Below are 20,642 nucleotides of genomic sequence, written 5' to 3'. Positions count from 1 at the left end.
CGCCCCGATGACCGTCGCGGACGACACGATCGCGGCGGAGCTTCGGCGACAGATCGCGGCCCGCGCACCGCGGAGCCTCTGCCCCTCAGAAGTAGCGCGTGCGCTCGGGTCCGATTGGCGGCCCCTGATGCCCCGCGTGCGGGCCGTCGCGGCGGCGCAGCCCTGGGTGAGTGTGACGCAGCGAGGCCGCCCCGTCGATGCGCGCACCGCGCGCGGCCCGATCCGTCTCGCGCTCGCCGTGCCCGACCCGCTGCCCTTCGGGACGACCGGCGCGCGGTTCGTCGCGGCGACCGCCGCCGCCGCCGTCTGGCGCGTGACGCAGGGGGACGGGACGGAGGCCGCGCTGAAGGTCTATCTGCGCGGCGACCCCGGCAACGAGGCGTCGGGCGTGAACTGGCTGAGAGCCCACTCCGACCGCGGGGCGGCGCGCCTGCTGGCGGCCTACGGGGCTGCCCAGCTGATCGACTGGTTGCCCGGCCCCACCCTCGGCGACATCGCGCGCGGCGGCGATATCGCAAGGGCCGATGCGCTGCTCGGTGCGGCCGCCGCCCGCCTTCATACGGCTCCGCCTCCCACCGTCCGGGGGCTGACGCCGCAAGCCGCGCAACTCGACGACCTGGCCGGCCGGTCGCACCGAACCGACCGGACGCGTGCACTCTTCGGACGGGCGACCGATCTCGGGCGCGCTCTCCTCGACAGTGCCCCAGCCGACGTGCCGCTCCATGGCGACCTGCACCACGACAACGTCATCTTGACCGGCGACGGCCCCCGCGTCTTCGACCCGAAGGGCCTGCGCGGCGATCCGGCCTACGAGCTGGCGAATGCCCTGCGCAACCCGCGCGGGTGCAGCACCGAGACCGCCGACCCGGCCCGCGTGACCGCGCGCATCGCGCTCTGGACGCCGGCGCTCGGCGTCGCGCCGGAGCGTCTGCTGCAATGGGGCGCTGTCAAATGCGCGCTCTCGATCGCCTGGCGCGGCCGCGACGGCGCGGTCGGGGACGACAGCGAGCTGCCGCGCCTCGACATGCTCCTCGATCTGGCGGGCGGCTAGAACTCAACCCCCGCCTGCGCCTTCACGCCCGAGCGGAAGGGATGCTTCAGCAGTTCCATCTCGGTCGCGAGGTCCGCGATCTCGAGGATCTCCTCCTTCGCGTTGCGCCCAGTGAGGACGACATGGGTCATCGGTGGCTTTTCCGCGGCGAGGAAGGCCACCACCTCGCCAGCATCGACGTAGTCGTAGCGCAAAGCGATGTTGATCTCGTCGAGCAGGACCATCCGGTTCCTCGGGTCGCGGATCAGCTCCTTTGCCTTGGCCCACGCGGCCTGCGCCATCTCGATGTCGCGGGATTTGTCCTGCGTCTCCCAGGTGAAGCCCTCGCCCATGGTGTGGAATTCGCAGAGATCGCCGAAATGCGTGGTGATGAGGTCACGCTCGCCGGTTCCCATACCGCCCTTGATGAACTGCACGACGGCACATGGCATCTGGTGCGCGATGCAGCGGAAGATCATGCCGAAGGCCGAGGACGACTTCCCCTTGCCCTTGCCCGTATGGACGATGACGAGGCCCTTCTCCTCGGTCTTGGTGGCCATGATCTTGTCGCGCGCGGCCTTCTTCTTGGCCATCTTCGCGTTGTGGCGGTCGGTATCGGCGTCTGTCATCTCGGGGCTCCCGGGGCTTTGGCGCGACTGTCCGGTGAAGGCGTCCGGTCGTCAAGCGGGGCGGCACCCTCGTCACGCTGGACGGCCTCTGCCGAAGGAGCGCAATCCTTCGCAGGGAGCGCAACCGAGGCGTGCGGGCAAGGTCGATCCGGTCACGCCCCCACCGCAAGTCTCCCCGACCCGCTGCGCGCCTTAACCTGACATTAACCTTAACGGGAGATTGATGGCCCGATGACACGTCCGCTGCTCGTCCTTCTCCTGCTCGCCGCCTGCAACACCCCGCACCCGCTCGACGGGTTGAACCGGACGGGCACGGCCAGCGCCGGTGGCCACGACTTCCGCGTCAACTGGAACCTCGAGACCGCGCAGGCCACTCGAACAAACCCTGCCTGGCGGCCCGGTCTGGCACAGGTCGTCCTCGCCGCCGTCGCCGCCACCGAGGAGGTCACGGGCTGCACCGTCCGTCCCGGCACCGCCATTGGCGACATCGCGCTCGTAAAGATGTCGCTGGAGTGTCGGCCCTAACGGCATTCAACTCGGACGACCGATCCTCATGTCTTGCGGCAACGGTCGGGGCGATCGCCTTGCGACGTCTCGCACCCGTCCGTGCGCGCCCGCAGGCCTGGATAGGGCATCGCAACGGCTCTGCCTTGACGGGTCCGCGCGGCCGTGTTCGGAGAGGCCGCATTGCTGCTTTCGCCCGCGCCGGTCCGCGTGGATCGGGCGCTCGCGCAAGAGCTGTAACGGACAAATGGAAAGCGCAGCATGTCGTCTCTTATCGTTCGCGGGAACAAGCGCCTTTCGGGCGATCTGGCGGTGTCGGGCAACAAGAACGCGGCCCTGCCGATGATGTGCGCGTCGCTGCTGACCGAGGAAACGGTCACGCTCACCAACTTTCCCCCGATCAGCGACGGACGGAAGATCGCGACCTTTTTCGAGCAACTCGGCAGCCGCGCCGTGATCGACCGGATCCGGCACGAGGTCACGCTGGATCATGCCGCCCTGCGCGCCGACGCGACGGGCGACGTGCCGTCCGGTATCCGGTCCGCCGTCTTGCTGATTGCCCCGATCGTTCATCGGTTCGGGCAGTTCGCGATCGATCTCGGCTCGAAGGGCTGCGCGCTCGGCATCCGTGAGATTGATCCCCATCTCCTGATCGCGCGCGCCTTCGGATGCGAGGTGGAGATCGACGGCGGCCTCTGCACCATCGAAGGCGGGCCGAAGTCGCAGGGGGCCGATATCTGGCTCGACTACCAGTCCGTGACCGCGACGGAGACCTTCGCCCTCTTCGCGGCGTCCCGCCCCGCGCGCTCCGTCCTGACGAACGCGGCGAGTGAACCGCATGTCCGCCACCTCTGCGAGATGCTGGTCAGTATGGGCGCACGGATCGAAGGAATCGGCACCTCGCGGCTCGTTATCGAGGGAACGGATCGGCTCGTCGGCGGGCGGTTCGCCGTCATCGACGATCACCACGAAGTCGCCACCTATGCCGCCATAGGCGCGGCCACGGGGAGCACCCTGACAATCCGCAGTTCCGTCACCGCCGATATGGAGCTGATCGTCCGCCAGTTCCGCAAGGTCGGTCTCAACGTCCGCATCGAAGGCGACGCCGTCTTGACCGGGCCGAGCGACTTCCGCGTCGAACGTCCACTCACACCCGAGGGGATCACGAAGATCGAAGCCGCACCGTGGCCCTATTTCCCTGCCGACATCCTGCCTCAGATCATCGGAGCCAGCATTCAGGCAAAGGGTGAGGTGCTCTTCTGGAACAAGGTCTACGAGGGTGCGCTCTTCTGGTCCGCCGAACTGGCCAAGTTGGGGGCGCGAACGAACCTGAGCGACCCCCATCGTCTCCTGCTGATGCGGGCGGAGGAGTTGCGGCCGAACGTCGTGGAGGCCCCCTACATCATCCGCGTGGTTGTCGGTCTGCTGATTGCAGCGATGCAGATCGAGGGGCGCTCGGTCATCCGCAACGCAGACCCGCTCGACCGTGCGCATCCCGACCTGATCGCCAAGCTGCGCGGTGTGGGCGCTGACCTCGAATGGAGCGACACCTAGGGGGCGACGCCTCTTCGATCCGCGGGGGGCGTCACATGGCCGGGGCCACCACCAGCCGATACCCGCAATCGAGCGCCTCCCGCGAGCGGAGCGCGCCGAGGCGCGCGTCCCAGGCACCCGAGGCGAGGTCGGCGTTCAGCCGGGCCATCTCCCGCGACACGTCGCCCAGGGCGCGGAAGGACGACATCGCCGCGCGCAGTCGCGGGTCGAGATAGGCCTCCGGCCTGCGCCAGTAGGCGGCGAGGAAGCCGTCGCGGCAATCATGGGGGATCTCGACCGCGGAAATCTCGACCGGGCCGAGCCAATCTTGGAAGCGGGCAAGAGGGGGCATCTGCACTTCGTCCAGCGCGGCGAGGCCGGGAACGTAGTCGAGCAGCCAGAAGTCGCGGAACGCCGGGTCGTAGGTCAGGATGACGATCGGCCCGCGCGTCACCCGCCGCATCTCGGCCAGGCCGCGGGCCGGGTCGCGCCAATGGTGGATCGTCAGTACCGCCATGGCCGCATCGAAACTCGCATCGTCGAAGGGGAGGTCTTCGGCGAAGCCTTGCACGACCGTCGCATCCGAAGGCGCGCGCTGCCGGATCATCTCTGCCGAGGGCTCGACCGCCGTGACGCGCCGGCCCTCAGGCTCGTAGGAGCCGGCCCCGGCCCCTACGTTCAGCACCGTCTCCGCCGGGCCAAGCGCCTCCGCGATCCGCGCCGCGATCCGGGGGTCGGGGCGGCGCAGGCGGGCGTAATCCACGCCGATCGTGTCATAGAGCGCGGTCATTCGCTCTCGACCCCGTACCGGGCACTCTCGCTTTCACTCACAGCCGGACCTCACCTTCACGCCGTCCCGAGGATGGGCGTTGTCGCGGTCGGCGTCCAGACGTCGCGCAACCGGGCCTGCGCGTCGCGACCGGCGGATCAGGGGCGCCCGAACCGCTCCACCAGCCCCCGGATCGAGTTCGAACGTGGCGTCCAGAGGCCCCGCTCGATCGCCTCGGCCAGCCTGTCGGCGATGTCGGCGAGCGCGGGGGCGTTGGCGTCGGCGATGAAGTCGCGGGTGTCCTCATCCGCGAGCACGGCCTCCGCGACGAGGTCGAAGTGATGGTCGCGCACCGCGCCCGTCGTGGCGGCGAAGGCAAAGAGATAGTCCACCGTCGCCGCGATCTCGAAGGCCCCCTTGTAGCCGTGGCGCTTCACCCCGGCGATCCACTTCGGGTTCACGACGCGGGAGCGGACGACGCGGCCGATCTCGTCCTCCAGCGTGCGGATGACAGGTCGCTCGGGGCGCGAATGGTCGTTGTGGTAGACCGGTCGCCTCTCGCCCTGCAGCATCTCGACGGCGGCCGCGGCCCCGCCCTCGAACTGGTAGTAGTCGTCGCTGTCGAGGAGGTCGTGCTCCCGGTTGTCCTGATTCTGGACGATGGCCTCGACCTGACCCAGCCGCTCGCGCAGGCCCGCATGATCGGCCGTGCCCTCGCCCTGCCCGTAGGCATAGCCGCCCCATTCGACATAGGCGCGCCCGAGGTCGGCGGCGTCGGCCCAGAGCTTCTCGTCGATCATCGCCTGCAGGCCCGCGCCATAGGCTCCGGGCTTCGAGCCGTAGACCCGCGCCGCCGATTGTCCGGCCCGCGCGCGCGCGGCGGCGGGGTTGTCGGCCTCGGGTTCATCGAGGGCCTGCACGGCGCGCGCGGCACCGTCGACGAGCGCCATCTGCTGCGGGAAGGCATCGCGGAAGAAGCCCGAGACCCGCAGGGTGACGTCGACGCGGGGGCGCCCCAGGGCGGTCGCGGGGATGATCTCGTAGCCGACCACGCGCCGGTTCGCCGCATCCCACCGGGGCTTCACGCCCATGAGCGCGAGCGCCTGGGCGATGTCGTCGCCGCCCGTGCGCATGTTGGCGGTGCCCCAGGCCGTGACGAGCATGGCGCGCGGCCAGTCGCCGTGGTCCTGCAGGTGCCGGTCGATCAGCAGCGACGCCGATTTCCACCCGAGCTTCCAGGCGGCGGGCGTCGGCACGGCCCGGCTGTCGACGGAGTAGAAGTTGCGCCCCGTCGGCAGGACGTCCGGGCGGCCCCGGGTCGGGGCGCCGGAGGGCGCAGGGGCGACGAAGCGGCCCGCGAGGCCGGTGAGGAGGCCCTTTCCCTCGGCCGGGCCGCAGGCGGCGAGGGTCGCGCGCAGGGTCTCGGCATCCACGAGCACGGCGGCCGTGCGGGGGCCGGGAGCCTGCGCCGTGCCGTCGAGGAGGGCGGCGGAGAGGGCTTCGATCCGCTCGACGGTGTCGCCATTGGTGCGCCAGGGCGAGGACGATATCGTCTGACCGCTTCCTTGGGTGGGGGCCCCCGCCCCCGTTTGCGTCGTGGGGCTGCCCTCGTCGACGAGCCGGAGCGCCTCCGGTCGCCCGCCCGTCCACGGTGCGGCCATGTCGCAGTCGAGCGGATCGAACCCGAGGTCGAGGTCGGCGGCGATGGCGCGCGGCAGGCTTTCTTCGCCCTCGGCCGTCCCGCGCGGCAGACGCAGCAGGGCCTGCAGCAGATCCCGCGCGAGCCGCCCCTCCGGCGATTGCCCGAAGACGTGCAGCCCGTCGCGGATCTGGGCTTCCTTCAACTCGCAGAGGTAGGCGTCGAGCTTCGCGAGGTCGCCCGCGTCGCCCTCGAACCCCGCGTCGACGTCGAGCCCCGTGACCGAGGCGAGGCTCAGGATCTCCTGGCGCAGAAGGTCGATGCGGCGCGGGTCGACGCCGGCGGCCTCGTAGTATTCGTCAACCAGCGCCTCGAGATCGCGCATCGGCCCGTAGCTCTCGGCGCGCGTGAGCGGCGGGGTCAGGTGATCGACGATCACCGCCTGCGCCCTCCGCTTGGCCTGCGTGCCTTCGCCCGGGTCGTTGACGATGAACGGATAGAGATGCGGCAGCGGTCCGAGGGCGATTTCCGGCCAGTCCTCCGCCCCGAGGGCCACCGCGCGGCCCGGCAACCATTCGAGGTTTCCATGCTTGCCCATATGGACGACCGCGTCCGAGTTCGCGCGCAACCACGCATAGAAGGCGAGGTAGTTGTGCGGCGGCACGAGGTCGGGGGAATGGTAGCTGTTGGTCGGGTCGACGTTGTAGCCGCGCGCCGGTTGCAACGCGACATGGGCCTTGCCGAACCGGTGGATCGAAAGGGCGAAACTACCGCCGGCGGCTGCGTCCGGATCGAGTATTTCGGAAGCGGAGAAGAACGGATCCTCCTCCGGCTGTCCCCACCGGTCCTCGATCTGCTGCCGGGCCTTGAGAGGCAGCGCGGCGTAGAACGCCCGGTAGGCGTCGAGCGAGAGCCGGGCCCCCCCCGTGCGCTCGGCCCGGTCGGTGAGCCAGTTGGTCGGCCCGGCGAGAAGCTGCTTCATCAGCGCGGCGCTGTCGGCGGGGGGCGCAGTGTCGTAGCCCGCCGCCTGCATCAGGCGCAGCGCGTGGACGGTGGCCGCCGGCGTGTCGAGGCCGACGCCGTTCGCAAGCCGCCCGTCGCGGTTCGGGTAGTTGGCAAGGACGAGCGCGACCCGGCGCTCGGAGGGCGCGCGGCGCCGCAGCCGGCACCAGTTGGCCATGAGCTCGGCGACGAAGGTGATGCGGTCGCCCGCGGCCTTCCAGGTGGCGATGGGGCATTCGGTCGCCGCGTCGAAGAAGGCCTCGCCCTTGAAGCCCACGGCCCGCGTCAGGACGCGACCGTCGAGTTCCGGCAGGCTGACGTTCATCGCGATGTCGCGGGCCGAAAGGCCGGTCAGGCCGGTCTCCCACGCGTCTTCCGTGCCGCCCGACAGGACGGCCTGAAACACCGGGGCCGCGTTGGCGGAGGGCGCGGCGAGGGGGTTCGCCTCCGCGTCCCCGACCGCGAAGGAGGTGAGGTTCACGATCGCCTCGGGGGGATTGGCTTTGAAGAGCGTCTCCAGCGTCGCCTGGCTGACCGGGTCCTTCAGGGAGGCCACGAACACCGGCATCGGGTTCAGCCCCTGCCGCAGAAGCGCTTTCACCAGCCGATTGACCGGGTTCAGGCCCGCCCCCTGCAGAAGTGCGCGATAGAAGATGACGGGCACGACCGGAGCGCCGTCGGTCCAGGCGGCGCTCAGGTCGTCGAGCGCCGCATCCGCCGCGCCGGGCCAATAGAGCCCCGCGCGCAGGAGCGGGCGGGCAGGGGCGGGGCGCTCGCTGCCCGTCACGATGGCCTTCGCGTGGGACAGGAACGTGGCCGCGTTCTGCGGCCCACCCTCCACGAGACAGGCCCAGAGCGCCTCGTAGTCGGATCGGGAAACGGTAGAAAGTTCAAAGAGTTCCGCATCCGGCTTGTCGTCGCCCGGAAGGGCAGCGAAGGGGATGCGGGCGTCGTGGAGGCGGGCGGCGTATTGCTCGAGCCCATAAGTCCAGTAGCCGCGGCCGCCCAGGATGCGCGCGACGACGAGTTTCGCCCCGGTCGCGCAGCTGTCGAGGTGCAGGTCGACCGACATCGGGTGGCGCAGATGCATGAGCGACGCGAGCCGCAGCTCGGGCGGGTCGGCCATCGTCGCGCGGGCCTCCGAGAGCGCGGCAAGCTCGGTGTCGGCGGCGGAAATCACCACGACCTCGCCGGGCGTCTGACCGAGGTCGACGGGTTCCCCGTCGTCGACGGCTCCGGGCTGGGCGGCAAGCAGGTGCATGGGGCTCTCCTTCGTTTCGGGGTTTGCGGGAGGCGCGCATTGGGTGCAAGAGGGCGCAAAAGACGGAGTGCCTCGATGACCCAGATCCCCCCCATCCGGATGACCGAGGAGGTCGCCACGGCCCTGGCCGAAGGTGCGCCGGTCGTCGCGCTGGAATCGACGATCATCAGCCACGGCATGCCCTGGCCGCAGAACGCCGAAATGGCCCTGCGCGTCGAGGGCGTGCTGCGCGAGGGCGGGGCGGTGCCGGCGACGATCGCGGTGGTGGACGGTGCGCTCTGCGCCGGGCTCGACGCCGATCAGGTGGAGCGGCTGGGCCGGGGCGGCGCGGTGGTCAAGGCCGCGTCGCGCGACCTTGGGGCCTGTCTTGTCAAGGGCTTGACGGCCGGCACGACGGTTTCGGCCACCATGCGGATCGCCGCGCTCGCGGGCATCGGCACCTTCGCGACGGGTGGCATCGGCGGGGTGCATCGTGGCGACGGGATGGACGTCAGCGCGGACCTGACGGAGCTGGCGACGACCGACGTGCTGGTCGTCTGCGCCGGGGTGAAGTCGATCCTCGACATCCCGCGCACGGTCGAGATGCTGGAGACGCTCCGGGTACCGCTTGCGGTGTTCGGAACGGCGGAGTTCCCGGCTTTCTATACGCCGCATTCGGGCGTGATTGCGGGCGAACGGTTCGACGACCCGGCCGAGATCGCCGCCGTGCGGGGGGCGAACCGGGCACTGGGGCTCGGGACGGGGATGCTCGTGGCGAATCCCATTCCCGCGCAACACGCATTGGACGCAGCGGACATCGGGGCGACGATCGACGCGGCGCTTGTGGCGGCGGAGGCCGAAGGGGTGACGGGCAAGGATGTGACGCCGTTCCTGCTGGGCCGGCTCAACGCGGTGACGGAGGGCAAGGCGCTGGCCGCGAATATCGAGCTGGTGCTCAACAACGCGCGGCTGGCGGCGCGGATCGCCGTCGCGGCGGCCGGCTGAATTCGCCCGCGCGGGTTAGGTCCAGATTGCAAGCGCCGGTCGGAGATTGAACGTTTTGTACAAACTCCGTGAGGGGGTTTGAACGTTTTGTACGAAAGTCCGGGCGCGCCCCCGCGGCTTTTCGGCGGCTCAGGGCGAACGTTCGAAGAAGAGACTCTGCGGATGATCGGCGTAGCTGCCGAAGGGGCCGCACTCGGTGAAGCCGTGGCGGCGGTAGAGGCGGTGGGCCGCGTCGAGGCCGGTGCCGGTTTCGAGGCGCAGGAGGGGGCGGTCCTCGACGGCAGCCAGGTCGATCAGATGGCGCAGGATCGCATCGGCGACACCGCGGCCGCGGGCCTCGGGGGCGGTGAACATGCTTTTGACCTCGGCGTAGCCCTCCATCAGCGCGAGCGCTCCGGTGCCGAGGGTCGTCCCGCCCTCGGTGGCGGCGACGAAACGGATGTGGGGCGCGGCGAGCGCGTCGAGATCCAGAAAGTGACAGGCCTCGGCCGGGAAGAGCGAGCGCATCAGTGCATGACTGTCCGCCAGAAGCGTGGCCGGCCCCGCCGCCCGGGGGTCGGCGGGGCCGATCTTCACTGGAGCGCGGCGGTGATGGCGGCGCGGTCGAGCCCGGCCTGACCGATCACCACAAGGCGCGCGCCGCGCGGGTCGTCGCCGATGGGGCGGTCGAAGTAGTGATCGACCCGGGGCCCGACGGCCTGAAGCGTGAGGCGCATGGGCTTGCCCGCGACGCTGGCGAAGCCCTTGAGGCGCAGGATGTCGTGATCGCGGATCACGCCCGAGACCTTGGCCGCGAAATCCGCCGGCTCCGTCACCTCGGGCGCGTCGACGACGAAGCTCTCGAAGGCGTCGTGGCCGTGCTCGTGCGCGTGATGATGGTCGTCGTGGTGATCGTCGTCATCGTGGTGATGGTGGTGGACCTCGTGGCGCGCGGAGAGGTCGTCCTCCGCGCCCTGGCCCCGGCCGAGCAGCACGTCGGCGGGCAGCGCGCCCATGGTGGCAGGCACGACCTGCACGCCGTCGCGGCTCTCGCTCCTCAGACGGTCGACGAGAGCCGGGGTGCCATCGCCCAGCAGGTCGGATTTGTTCACCACGATCATGTCGGCGCAGGCGACCTGATCGGCATAAAGCTCCGACAGCGGCGTCTCGTGGTCGAGGCCATCGTCGGCGGCGCGCTGCGCGTCCACGGCGTCCGTGTCGGAGGCGAAGGTGCCGGCGGCCACGGCGGGGCCGTCGAGCACGGTGACGACGCCGTCCACGGTTACCTTGGTCTTGAGGCCGGGCCAGTTGAAGGCGCGCACGAGGGGCTGCGGCAGGGCCAAACCGCTCGTCTCGATGACGATATGGTCGGGGGGCGTGTCGCGGGCCAGCAGGGCTTCCATCGTCGGGATGAAGTCATCGGCGACGGTGCAGCAGATGCAGCCGTTCGACAGTTCGACCACGTCGTCGTCGGTGCAGCTCTCGATGCCGCAGCCCTTGAGGATGCCGCCGTCGACGCCGAGGTCGCCGAACTCGTTGATGATGAGCGCGATGCGACGGCCGTCCGCGTTCTGCAGCAGGTGGCGGATGAGTGTGGTCTTGCCGGCCCCGAGGAAGCCGGTGACGATGGTGGCGGGGATCTTTGCCATGGGATGTCCTTTGGAATCGTCGACGCCGGAACGGCCCCGGTGACGGAGCCGTCCCGCGTCGGTCTGGTGTCGGGCTCAGGCCGCGTTGTGGAGGCGCGGCGTCACGAAGGGCGAGCCGTCGAGCCGGCGCAGCGCCTTGGCCCCGGCCAGCACGGCGAGATCGGCCAGGGGCTCGATGAGGACGACGAGCATGTAGGCCGCGCCGAAGGCGGCGACGTTCGACAGGTTCTCGGCCCCGACGCCCTGGCCGTAGATGGCCCAGAAGGCGACCCACGCCACGACCCCGCCCTGATAGGCCGCCGACAGCTTGAGCGCCTGGCCGTAGCTGAGGTCGACGTAGGCCGTCTGCGGCGCGATCACGCGCTTCGACAGGGCGAAGATGCCGAAGAGCGGCACGAGAAGCGTGGTCACGTTGACGAAGAACATCGGCAGGTCGCTCGGCGCGAAGAACATGCCCTGGATCAGCAGGCCCGCCGCGAGGCCGATGGCTGCGGGGGCGAGCCCGAGGATCAGGAAGAGCGTGGTGCCCAGGATGAAATGGACCTCGGAGACGCCGACCGCGAAATGGGGCAGCACCTCGAAGAAGACGAAGGTGCCGACGGTGGCGAGGGCCGCGCGGAGCGCGAGGGCGGCGGTGCCGTTGTGCCTGATGTCGTCCCAGGCGGCCTTGGCGGTATAGGCGCCCACGCCGGTGGCGGTGACGACGGCGAGGCCCATCTTGGCCCCGTCCACGATACCGGGTTCGATATGCATGTCTGTTTCTCCGATCTGCCCGTCACACCCGACGGGCTGGTTCATGTTGCGGCGAGGCTGGTCTCCTGGCTTGCGGGTCGTCGCCCGGTGCCGCCTTCCCGGTGCGGATCTCCGCTCCAGTGGCATCGTGGCACCGCGCTCGCCGCTTACAGTCGCGGGGGCGGCTGCGGCCTCGGGTTCCTGTTTGGATCCCCCTCACCGCATTCCCATTTCATCCCTCGCTGGCCTTTGGCCGAGGGAACCTTGCCCGTCGGTGATGCGCCCGGATGTTGCACCGGTCAAGCGCGATTCCGCCCGTGTGCCGCAGGGTTGCGCACGGTGAGGCGACCGGGCCTGGGGGCAGGGATGCGGGATGCAGGCCAATATCTTGTGGATAAGCGGCGGGGATACGCCAGATGGGGCGTTGCCGCCTTGACCTGTGCGTTCGGGCGGGGAGACTGCCCCACATGCGGTTTTCGCGCCTCAGACTGAACGGGTTCAAATCCTTCGTGGACCCCACCGACCTCGTGATCGCCGACGGGCTGACGGGGGTGGTGGGGCCGAACGGCTGCGGCAAGTCGAACCTGCTCGAGGCGCTGCGCTGGGTCATGGGGGAAAACCGGCCGACGGCGATGCGCGGCGGCGGCATGGAGGACGTGATCTTCGCGGGTGCCTCCTCTCGCCCGGCGCGCAACTTCGCCGAGGTCACGCTCGCGCTCGACAACCGGGAGCGGACGGCCCCGGCGGCCTTCAACGACGCCGATGCGCTCGACGTGGTGCGGCGGATCACGCGGGACGCCGGATCGGCCTACAAGCTCAATGGCAAGGATGTGCGCGCGCGGGACGTGCAGATGCTCTTCGCCGATGCCTCCACGGGGGCGCATTCGCCTGCGCTCGTCCGGCAGGGGCAGATCTCGGAGCTCATCAACGCCAAGCCCCAGAAGCGGCGGCGCATCCTGGAGGAGGCGGCGGGCATCTCGGGCCTCTACCAGCGGCGGCACGAGGCGGAGCTAAAGCTGAACGCGACGACGGGCAACCTCACGCGGGTCGACGACGTGGTCGAGCAGCTGGCCGCGCAGCTGGCCACCCTCGCCCGGCAGGCCCGGCAGGCGGCGCGCTACCGCGAGATCGGCGTCGATTTGCGCCATGCGGAGGGGCTCTTGCTCTACCGGCGCTGGCGCGAGGCCGACGCGGCGCGGGCGGCCGCGGAGGAGGCGCTGCGGACGCGGCTGACCGAGGCGGCGACGGCGGAACGGCTGGCCGTGTCGGCCGAGACGGCGCGGGCCAAGGCGGAGGAGGCGATGCCGCCCCTGCGCGAGGAGGAGGCGGTGGCCGGGGCCGTCCTGCAGCGTCTGACGGTGCAGCGCGACACGCTGGCCGAGCGCGAGGCGCAGGCGCGCGAGGCGATCCGCGCGCTTGAGGGCCGGATTGCGCAACTGGCCACGGATGCGGAGCGCGAGGGGATGCTGAACCGTGATGCGGGCGAAACGATCGCTCGGCTCGAGGCCGAGGAGGTGGAGCTTGCGCTCGCCGCCGACGGGCAGGACGCCGCGCTCGCCGAGGCGCAGGGCGCTGCGACCGAGGCGGGCGCGGTGCTCGCGGCCCGCGAGGAGGAACTTTCGACGCTGACCGAGGATCTGGCCCGGCTCTCGGCGCGGCACCAATCGGTGATGCGGATGGCTCAGGATGCCGAGGCCCGGCTCGGCAAGGCGGAGACGCAGGCCGGGACGGCGCGCGACCAGGCCGAGGCGGCGCGCGCGACCCTCGCGGAGGTCGACGGGCAGGTGGCCGAGGCGGTCGCGGCGCAGGCGACGGCGCAGGCCGCGGCCACGGCGGCGGAGACGGCGGCGGTGGAGGCCGAAGCCGCGCGCGAGGCGGCACAGGACGACGAGGGCCGCGCGCGCACCGAGCGGGCCGAGGCCGAGGGCGTGGCGAACACGCTCGGCGCGGAGGCGACGGCGCTGGCGAAACTGCTGGCGCGGGACACGGGCGAGGGCGAGCCGCTGCTCGACCGCCTGACGGTCGCGCCGGGCTTCGAGGCGGCGCTCGGCGCGGCCTATGGCGACGATTTGCGCGCGTCGGAAGTGGGCGTGGCCGAGGCGGAGGAGACCGGCTGGGCCGCAATGCCATCCTATGACTCGCCGCCCGCGCTGCCCGACGGGATCGACCCGCTGGAACCCTACGTCGAAGCCCCGGAGGTGATGGGGCGCAAGCTCGGGCAGATCGGCCTCGTCGATCCGGCGGAGGCCGCGCAGATGCAGCCGCGGCTGTTGCCCGGGCAGGTGCTCGTCTCGACCGAGGGCGACATGTGGCGGTGGGACGGCTACCGCGTTTCGGCAGAGGCCGCGCCGTCGTCGGCGGCCCTGCGCCTGCAACAGGTGAACCGGCTGGCCTCGCTCCGGCAGGATCTGGAGGAGGCGCAGCAGCGCGCCGAGGGCACGAAGGCCGCGCATGAGACGTTGGTGACGACGCTCGGGCGGCGCAAGGCGGCGGAGGGCGAGGCGCGGGAGGCGCGGCGTGCGGCCGACCGGGCGCTGACGGAGGCGGGTCGGCGGCTGGCGCAGGCCGAGGGGGCGAAGGGCACCGCCGCCTCGCGCCTCGAATCGGCGCAGATGGCGGTGACGCGCTACGAGGCGGAGGTGCTGGAAGCCCGGGAGGCGCAGCGCGAGGCCGATGCGGCCCGGCGCGGGTTGGCCCCGCTCGACGAGGCGCGCGCTGCGCTGGAGACGATCCGCACGACGGTCGAGGCGGCGCGGATGGCGATGATGGCCCGGCGCGCGCAGGCCGACGAGGTGAAGCGCGACGCGGAAGCCCGGGCGCGGCGCGCGGCGCAGGTCGAGAAGGAGCTGGACTCCTGGCGCGGGCGGCTCGCATCGGCGGACAAGCGGCTGGGCGAGCTGACGGAGCGGCGCGCGACCTCGGAGGCGGAGCTTGAGACGGCGCGCGCGGTGCCCGACGACCTGTCGCGGCAGCGCGACGACCTCGCCGGCGAGATCGAGCGGGCGGAGACCCGGCGGGCGCGGGCCTCGGACGCCCTGGCCGCGGGCGAGACGGCGCTCCGCGAGGCGATGCAGGCCACGCGGGAGGCGGAGCGCGCGGCAGGCGAAGCGCGCGAGGCGCGGGCGCGGGCCGAGGCGCGGGTCGATGCGGCCCGCGAGACGGTCGCCTATGCCGAAGAGCGGATCGACGAGGCGCTGGAGTGTACGCCGGCGGAACTTCTGGAGGTGCTGCAGGTCGATCCCGAGAGCCTGCCGCCGGTCGAGACGATCGAGAACAAGGTGAATGCGCTCAAGCGGCAGCGCGACGCACTCGGCGCGGTCAACCTGCGCGCGGAGGAGGACGCGCGCGAGGTGCAGGCGGAGCATGACCTGCTGGTCGCCGAGAAGGCCGATCTGGAACAGGCGGTGAGCGAGTTGCGGGCGGGGATCGCCGCGCTCAACAAGGAGGGGCGGCAGCGGCTTCTCGATGCCTTCGACACGGTGAACGAGAATTTCGCGACGCTCTTCCGCCATCTCTTCCAGGGGGGCGAGGCGAAGCTGGAACTCGTCGAGAGCGACGACCCGCTCGAGGCCGGGCTCGAGATCATGTGCCAGCCGCCGGGCAAGAAGCTCTCGACGCTCTCGCTTCTGTCGGGCGGCGAGCAGACGCTGACGGCGCTCGCGCTCATCTTCGCGGTGTTCCTGGCCAATCCGGCACCGATCTGCGTGCTCGACGAGGTGGATGCGCCGCTCGACGATGCGAACGTCACGCGCTTCTGCGACATGCTCGACGAGATGACGCGGCGCACGAACACGCGTTTCCTCATCATCACGCACCACGCCGTGACGATGGCGCGCATGGATCGGCTCTTCGGGGTGACGATGGTGGAGCAGGGCGTGTCGCAGCTCGTCTCGGTCGACCTCAAGAAGGCCGAGGCGCTGGTGGCGTGACTTGACCCCGCCCGGGCCGAGGGGCCACGGTCGGATCAGTGTAACGGGGGTTTTTTTACATGAAGACAGTCGCAATCGCCGCGCTCGCGGCCGGCGTCGCCGGGAGCGCGTTCGCCCAGGACATGATCAGCGCCTCCGACCCGGAGCGGGTGCAGCGCGCCATGCAGGAGGCGGGGTACCTGGCCACCATGGGCACCGACGACCTGGGCGATCCGAAGATCAGCTCCAAGGTGTCGGAGTCGAATTTCTCGGTGTTCTTCTACGGCTGCAACAACGGCACGCAATGCACCTCGGTGCAGTTCTCCTCGGGATACGACCTCGATATTCCGATGAACGCCAAGCGCATCAACGACTGGAACCGCGAGAACCGCTTCGGGCGGGCCTTCGTTGACGACGAGGGCGACCCGTTCATCCGCATGGACGTGGTGCTGGCCGAGGCGGGCAACAGCACCGAGAGCTTTGCCTACAACCTCGACTTCTGGCGCCTGCTGATCGAGGACTTCGAGGATTTCATCGACTGGTGAGGCTGGGCGCGGAGCGCGATCGGCATATCTGAGCAGGAATGACCGACCTCCGCATCGACGCGCGCCTCTCCTACGCCTTCGAGGCCCCGTGCGACCTGCTTCTGCAGGTCGAGGTGGCGCGCACGCCCGGGCAGCGGGTGGTGGAAGACGCGCTCTGGACGACGCCGGTGGCGGAGTTCCGGCGAATCGCGGCCGAAGCGGGAGTCGGCACCCGCGCCTGGATGGAGGCGAACGGGCAGTTCGACGCGACCTATACCGCGACGGTGGAGGTGACGCGCGACGCGCCTGAGCTCGAGATCTTCGAGGCGACGCCGGTGCGCGGGCTCGATGCGGATGTGACGCCGTTCCTGATGCCGTCGCGCTACTGCCCGTCCGAGGATTTCGAGGCTGTGCTGATGGACGACTTCGCGGGCCTCGCGGGCGGCGGGCTCATCGCGGCGGTGCGCGACTGGATCGAGACGCATTTCACATACGACCCCGAAGGCAGCACGGTGGCGACGACGGCGCGGGACACCTTCCTGTCGCGGCGCGGGGTCTGCCGCGACTATGCCCATGTGCTGATCGCCTTCGCGCGGGCCTCGGGCATCCCCGCGCGCATGGCCTCGGTCTATGCGCCGGGGGTCGAGCCGCCGGACTTCCACGCGGCGGCCGAGGTCTGGCTCGACGGCGGCTGGCACCTCGTCGACGCCACCGGGATGGCGCGGCCCGGCGAGATGGCGGTGATCGGCGTGGGACGGGACGCGGCGGAGGTGTCGTTCCTGACGTCCTTCGGGTTCGCCACCTTCCTGTCGCAGGAGGTGCGCGTCACGGAGGGTCCGCCCGGTTGATCCGGGCCTCCGGCGGGCGTCGTTCGGGCAACAAGCGGCCCCCCGCGGCGAAGTGACGTGACGCAGTGCGGCGAAACGCTGCGACACGATGTTGCGCAGGCGTTGACGCTTGCGACACATGCGAGCATATGGGGCCAGATTTGGAGAGACAGACAGGGAGCCCGGGGATGGCCGACGCAATCGAGCGCGAAGCGATGGAATACGACGTTGTCATCGTCGGTGCGGGGCCCGCGGGGCTCTCGGCGGCGATCCGTCTGAAGCAACTGGACGCGGACCTGAACGTCGTCGTCCTCGAGAAGGGCTCCGAGGTCGGGGCGCATATCCTCTCGGGGGCCGTGCTCGACCCGGCCGGGCTCGATGCGCTCATCCCCGACTGGAAGGACAAGGGCGCGCCGCTCAACGTGCCCGTCACCTCGGACGCGTTCTACGTCCTTGGCGAAGAAGGCAAGGTGCGCGTCCCGAACGCCGTCATGCCGCCCCTGATGAACAACCATGGCAACTACGTCGTCTCGATGGGCAACGTCTGCCGCTGGATGGCGGAGCAGGCCGAGGAGCTGGGCGTCGAGATCTTCCCCGGCATGGCCTGCTCGGAACTGGTGATGGACGGCGAGCGGGTGAAGGGCGTCGTGGCCGGCGAGTTCGGCAAGAACCCCGACGGCACGCATGGTGCCGGCTACGAGCCGGGCATGGAGCTGCACGGCAAATACGTCATGCTGGCAGAGGGCGTGCGCGGCTCGCTCTCCAAGCAGGTGATTGCGCATCACAAGCTCGACGCCGGGTCCGACGTGCAGAAGTACGGCATCGGGATGAAGGAAATCTGGGAGATCGACCCCGCCAAGCATCAGCCCGGCAAGGTGCTGCACACGATGGGCTGGCCGCTCGGCAAGAACGCGGGTGGCGGGTCGTTCATCTACCACCTCGATAACAACCAGATCTACGTCGGCTTCGTCGTTCACCTCAATTACCGCAATCCCCATGTCTTCCCCTACATGGAGTTCCAGCGGTTCAAGCATCACCCGATGGTCGCGGAACTTCTGGAAGGCGGCAAGCGCGTGGCCTACGGCGCGCGGGCCATCACCGAGGGCGGCTACCAGTCGCTGCCGAAGACGGCCTTCCCGGGCGGCGTGCTGCTCGGCTGTTCGGCGGGCATGGTCAACGTGCCGCGCATCAAGGGCAACCATAACGCCATGCTCTCGGGCAAGGCGGCCGCCGAGGCCGCGTTCGAGGCGATCCAGTCGGGGCGCGAGGGCGATGTGCTCGACGCCTACGACACGGAGGTGCGCGAGGGCGCGATCGGCAAGGACCTCAAGCGCGTGCGCAACGTCAAGCCGCTCTGGTCGAAGTACGGGCTGACCGCGTCGCTGGTGGTGGGCGGTGCCGACATGTGGCTGCGCAACCTGACCGGCTGGTCGCCGCTCAACGTCTCGCACGGGAAGACGGACGCGGCCGCCACAGAGGAGGCCGCGAAGCACAAGGAAATCGACTATCCGAAGCCCGACGGCAAGCTCAGCTTCGACCGGCTGACCAACGTGGCCTTCAGCTTCACCAACCACGAGGAAAGCCAGCCCGCGCATCTGACGCTGAAGGATGCGAGCGTGCCTGTCGATGTGAACCTGCCGAAATACGCCGGTCCGTCGGCAAGGTATTGCCCGGCCGGCGTCTACGAATTCGTGGGCGAGGGCGCGGAGACGAAGTTCCAGATCAACTTCCAGAACTGCGTTCACTGCAAGACCTGCGACATCAAGGATCCGTCCCAGAACATCATCTGGACGACCCCGCAGGGCGGCGACGGCCCGAACTACCCCAACATGTGACGGCCGGCGCATCGGGGATCACGATCGCGCGATGCCGCAGGGCCGTCGCGCCGGGACGGACCCGCCGCGGACGACGGTGCGTTGCATCCGCGGACCCCGCCGCCTAGCGTGGCCAAAACGCGAGGTCTCCGGCCCGCGAGAGAGGTATGTCATGCTCCGTTCCCTGCTTCTGGCCGCAACCGTCCTGGCACCGCTGCCGGCCCTCGCCCAGGGGGTGGCCGGGCCCTATCTCTCGGCGCGGATCGCGGGGTTCAACAACGACTACGCCGCCGCGGGCGACAGCTATGCCGATCTCGTGGAGAGCGGCGAGAGGGATCCGCAGATCCTGGAGAACGCGCTCATCATCTTCGCGGTGCTGGGCGACGTGGAAACGGCGGTCGACGTGGCCGACCTTCTGGAGGAGGCCGGAATGCCGAGCCAGTTCGCGAGCAACGCGCGGCTGGTGAAGGCGCTGATCGACGGCGACTACGCGACCGTCGATACCCTGCTGGAGGAGACGGTCGGCGGTCCGCTGCTCGACGGGCTACTGAAAGGGTGGGTCGCGGCGGCCCGGGGCGAGACCGAGGCCGCGCTCATCGCCTTCGACGAGCTTGCGGAGACCGAGGCCTTCACCTCCTTCGCGTTGCGGCACAAGGCATACCTGCTGGCGCTCGAGGGCGATTACGCCGCCGCCGACGTCATCATGTCGGGCGAATCCGAAAGCGGGCCGCTTTCGGCCACCGCGCGCGGCATTGCCGCCCACGCGCAGGTCCTCTCGCAGCTCGGGCGGAGCGAGGATGCGCTGGAGCTGGTGACGGCGGCGAACGACGTGACGAGTTCCGCCCTCCTGCGCGACGTGCAGGCGCGGCTCGAGGCCGGGGAGACCTTGCCGTTCGACCTGTTGCGCGATGCGCGCGACGGGATGGCGGAGGCCTACTTCGTATTCGCGGCCCTTCTGGCGGGCGAGACCTCCACCACATACACCATCTCCAGCGCCAGGGCCGTGGGCCTTCTGCGGCCCGACCACGTGGAGGCGGCCGTTCTGACGGCGCAGCTGCTCGAATCGCAGGACCAGCTGGAGCTCGCGGCGGAGGCGCTCGACGGCATCCCGGAGGACAACCCGTCGTTCTGGGAGGCCGAGATCGCGCGGGCCGACGTGATGCATGCCGCCGGCGAGGACGAGGCGGCGCTCGCGGCGCTGACCGCGCTGACCGAGAGCCACGGCGACAAGGTGGAGGTCTGGGCGGCGGCGGCGGACCTTGCGCGCCGGCTCGACCGCTACGAGGAAGCGGCGGCCGCCTACGACCGCGCGATCGACCTTCTGCCCGAGGTGACGGAGCGCAATTGGCTTCTGTTCTATGCGCGCGGCATCGCGCACGAGCGCATGGGAGAATGGGACGCGGCCGAAGCCGACTTCCGCCGCGCGCTCGAATTGAACCCCGGCAATCCGAACGTACTGAACTACCTCGGCTACGGGCTCGTGGAGCAGCGCATCAAACTCGACGAGGCGCTCGACATGATCGAGCGCGCGGTCGAGGCGCGCCCGAACGACGGCTACATTACCGACAGTCTGGGCTGGGTGCTCTACCGTCTCGGCCGCTACGAGGAGGCCGTCGACCCGATGGAGCGCGCCGTGGAGTTGCGGCCGCTCGATCCGCTCATCAACGACCACCTGGGCGACGTGCTCTGGGCGGTCGGACGCAAGCGCGAGGCGCGGTTCCAGTGGCAACGTGCGCTCTCGCTCGAGCCTGAGGAGCAGGTGGAGCGCATCCGCCGCAAGCTCGACGTGGGCCTCGATGTCGTGCTCGAGGAGGAGGGCGGCGTCGGCCCGATCGAAGCGGCCTCCGACGACAACTGA

The 20,642-nt window shown here is 70.2% G+C and carries 15 protein-coding genes and 1 riboswitch; of the genes, 9 read left to right on the top strand and 6 right to left on the bottom strand.

Going from position 1 to position 20,642, the window contains the following annotated elements; genetic code table 11:
- Nucleotides 1–7 precede the first annotated feature (7 nt).
- Entirely contained in the window at nt 8–1,051 is a 1,044-nt protein-coding gene (locus HSX43_RS11430; protein ID WP_179380254.1) for a DUF3253 domain-containing protein, read from the top strand.
- Here HSX43_RS11430 and cobO read toward each other — a convergent pair.
- Complete coding sequence (gene cobO / locus HSX43_RS11425) at nt 1,048–1,659, bottom strand: cob(I)yrinic acid a,c-diamide adenosyltransferase (RefSeq protein ID WP_179380253.1); 612 nt, start codon at nt 1,657–1,659, stop codon at nt 1,048–1,050. The genes HSX43_RS11430 and cobO overlap by 4 nt on opposite strands.
- A gap of 231 nt (nt 1,660–1,890) precedes the next feature.
- Here cobO and HSX43_RS11420 point away from each other — a divergent pair, with 231 nt between their 5' ends.
- Together HSX43_RS11420 and HSX43_RS11415 are read left to right on the top strand one after the other, a co-directional pair.
- Nucleotides 1,891–2,184: a hypothetical protein gene (locus HSX43_RS11420; protein WP_179380252.1), complete on the top strand. Its 294-nt coding sequence runs from the start codon at nt 1,891–1,893 to the stop codon at nt 2,182–2,184.
- Between the two features lie 240 nt (nt 2,185–2,424).
- Nucleotides 2,425–3,717, top strand: a complete 1,293-nt coding sequence (locus HSX43_RS11415) for a UDP-N-acetylglucosamine 1-carboxyvinyltransferase (RefSeq protein WP_179380251.1) — start codon at nt 2,425–2,427, stop codon at nt 3,715–3,717.
- 31 nt (nt 3,718–3,748) lie between these two features.
- On the opposite strand, the gene HSX43_RS11410 is transcribed toward HSX43_RS11415, so the two are convergent.
- Together HSX43_RS11410 and cobN are read right to left on the bottom strand one after the other, a co-directional pair.
- A complete protein-coding gene (locus HSX43_RS11410; RefSeq protein ID WP_179380250.1) occupies nt 3,749–4,486 on the bottom strand; it encodes a class I SAM-dependent methyltransferase in 738 nt (245 codons plus the stop codon).
- A 137-nt stretch (nt 4,487–4,623) separates the two neighbouring features.
- The gene (cobN, locus tag HSX43_RS11405) at nt 4,624–8,367 is read right to left on the bottom strand and encodes a cobaltochelatase subunit CobN (protein ID WP_179380249.1); all 3,744 of its coding nucleotides are present in this window, start codon (nt 8,365–8,367) and stop codon (nt 4,624–4,626) included.
- Nucleotides 8,368–8,442: 75 nt separating this feature from the next.
- On the opposite strand from cobN, the gene HSX43_RS11400 reads away from it, so the two are divergent.
- On the top strand, nt 8,443–9,351 hold the full coding sequence (locus HSX43_RS11400; RefSeq protein ID WP_179380248.1) for a pseudouridine-5'-phosphate glycosidase: 909 nt from the start codon (nt 8,443–8,445) through the stop codon (nt 9,349–9,351).
- Nucleotides 9,352–9,480: 129 nt separating this feature from the next.
- Here the strand turns inward: HSX43_RS11400 and HSX43_RS11395 are convergent, their stop codons facing one another.
- From HSX43_RS11395 to HSX43_RS11385, 3 genes are all read right to left on the bottom strand, one after another.
- Nucleotides 9,481–9,927: a GNAT family N-acetyltransferase gene (locus tag HSX43_RS11395; protein WP_328795304.1), complete on the bottom strand. Its 447-nt coding sequence runs from the start codon at nt 9,925–9,927 to the stop codon at nt 9,481–9,483.
- Nucleotides 9,924–10,979, bottom strand: coding sequence for a cobalamin biosynthesis protein CobW (gene cobW, locus HSX43_RS11390; RefSeq protein ID WP_179380247.1), 1,056 nt, complete (start codon nt 10,977–10,979; stop codon nt 9,924–9,926). Before cobW ends, HSX43_RS11395 begins: the two co-directional genes overlap by 4 nt.
- 75 nt (nt 10,980–11,054) lie before the next feature.
- Nucleotides 11,055–11,732, bottom strand: coding sequence for an energy-coupling factor ABC transporter permease (locus tag HSX43_RS11385; protein WP_179380246.1), 678 nt, complete (start codon nt 11,730–11,732; stop codon nt 11,055–11,057).
- A 38-nt stretch (nt 11,733–11,770) separates the two neighbouring features.
- Nucleotides 11,771–11,993, bottom strand: a riboswitch (cobalamin riboswitch).
- 185 nt (nt 11,994–12,178) lie between these two features.
- Here HSX43_RS11385 and smc point away from each other — a divergent pair.
- From smc to HSX43_RS11360, 5 genes are all read left to right on the top strand, one after another.
- Nucleotides 12,179–15,640 (top strand): chromosome segregation protein SMC, encoded by a 3,462-nt coding sequence (gene smc / locus HSX43_RS11380; protein ID WP_179380245.1) that lies wholly within the window; start codon nt 12,179–12,181, stop codon nt 15,638–15,640.
- Between the two features lie 59 nt (nt 15,641–15,699).
- Entirely contained in the window at nt 15,700–16,164 is a 465-nt protein-coding gene (locus tag HSX43_RS11375; protein WP_179380244.1) for a YbjN domain-containing protein, read from the top strand.
- 38 nt (nt 16,165–16,202) lie between these two features.
- Nucleotides 16,203–16,991 carry a transglutaminase-like domain-containing protein gene (locus HSX43_RS11370; protein ID WP_179380243.1) on the top strand — a complete coding sequence of 263 codons (789 nt, stop codon included), beginning with the start codon at nt 16,203–16,205 and terminating at the stop codon, nt 16,989–16,991.
- A 167-nt stretch (nt 16,992–17,158) separates the two neighbouring features.
- Nucleotides 17,159–18,805 carry an electron transfer flavoprotein-ubiquinone oxidoreductase gene (locus HSX43_RS11365; protein WP_179380242.1) on the top strand — a complete coding sequence of 549 codons (1,647 nt, stop codon included), beginning with the start codon at nt 17,159–17,161 and terminating at the stop codon, nt 18,803–18,805.
- 151 nt (nt 18,806–18,956) lie between these two features.
- Nucleotides 18,957–20,642, top strand: a complete 1,686-nt coding sequence (locus tag HSX43_RS11360; protein WP_179380241.1) for a tetratricopeptide repeat protein — start codon at nt 18,957–18,959, stop codon at nt 20,640–20,642.

It is taken from the genome of Jannaschia marina, assembly GCF_013404595.1.
Lineage (GTDB): Bacteria > Pseudomonadota > Alphaproteobacteria > Rhodobacterales > Rhodobacteraceae > Jannaschia > Jannaschia marina.
The sequence above is the reverse complement of the archived record's forward strand: the minus strand, read 5'-3'. Positions and strand labels throughout refer to the sequence as shown.